The organism is Haloferax sulfurifontis ATCC BAA-897 (assembly GCF_000337835.1).
Taxonomy (GTDB): domain Archaea; phylum Halobacteriota; class Halobacteria; order Halobacteriales; family Haloferacaceae; genus Haloferax; species Haloferax denitrificans.
The window spans coordinates 1-1102 of sequence record NZ_AOLM01000014.1 but is presented as its reverse complement, the minus strand read 5'-3'; the positions used below and the strand labels follow the sequence as shown (position 1 = coordinate 1102).

Below are 1102 nucleotides of genomic sequence, written 5' to 3'. Positions count from 1 at the left end.
ACCGGGACGGGCAGTTGACCGCGTACGTCGACTCCGGAACCGGGCGAGTGTTCAAGGAGTCCCAGACGCGCCCCCTCGAATCGATCACGACCCGCGACACCGCGAGCGGGGTCAGAGACGGGCTGGCGCTCACCGTCGACCGGACCTACCCCGGCGGACCGCTTCGCATCCAGTTGAACGAAAGCGAGACGGGCGACCCGGTCGACGCGAACGTCACGATCGGCCTCGAAGCCAGCCAGGAGAGCACGCTCTTGGGTCACACCGGTTCGGACGGGACTATCTGGACCGTCTCGCCGTCGGCGTCCTACACCGTCACGGTCATCAGAGGTAACTCGGCGGTCGTGCTCACCACCGCGCCGACGCCCATGCCCTATCTCGCGGGGAACGCGACCGCCGCGGAAAACGACACGTCTCCGACGGTCACGTCGACGCCGACCGAGTCGACCGAGTCGACCGACTCGGCCGGTTCCGTCTCGGCGGTCTCGCAGAGCAGACCCGCCGGCCCGCCCGCCGACGGTTGACCGGAGCTTCTTATCCCATGACGGGGCCACCCCGTCTCGATGCCTCGCCAGTTCCGCACCTCGACTCGCGGCTCGTCCGTGCTCCTCGGGAGCGTGCTCCTCATCGGCCTCGTGGTCGTCGTCGCGGCCGCCGTCGGCGCGGCGGCGTTCGACGCGGCCGACTCCCCGCCGTCGCCGACGCGACCGACGGCGCTGTCGCTGTCCGTCTCGGGTGACACGCTGTCGCTGGTTCACGAGGGCGGCGCGCCGCTGGACGTGGATTCGCTCGCAGTTCGAATCTCCGTGAATGGGGAGCCGCTCGCGCACCAACCGCCCGTGCCGTTCTTCTCGGCCAGCGGCTTCCGACCCGGCCCGACCGGCCCGTTCAACGCCGCCGCCGACTCGCGGTGGACCGTCGGCGAGACGGCGACGCTCGAACTGGCTGGGACGAACGACCCGGGCATCGAACCGGGTGCGACGGTGACCGTTCGCGTCTTCGACGGCGACACGCCGGTCGCGGCGCTCGAAGCGAGAGCGTCGTGAGTCGGCCGCGGCGAAAACGAGCGCCCGAGTCGACCTCGGCGCGGTTGGGGCTTACTCCT

Annotated in this window: 2 protein-coding genes; both read left to right on the top strand. The window is 70.6% G+C overall.

Annotated elements, in window-relative coordinates; translation table 11 throughout:
• Nucleotides 1-521, top strand: a 521-nt coding sequence (locus C441_RS07975; RefSeq protein WP_007274652.1) for a DUF7094 domain-containing protein, incomplete at its 5' end; no start/stop codon positions are given.
• A 39-nt stretch (nt 522-560) separates the two neighbouring features.
• Nucleotides 561-1043: a type IV pilin gene (locus C441_RS07970; protein WP_007274651.1), complete on the top strand. Its 483-nt coding sequence runs from the start codon at nt 561-563 to the stop codon at nt 1041-1043.
• The last annotated feature ends 59 nt before the right edge of the window (nt 1044-1102 follow it).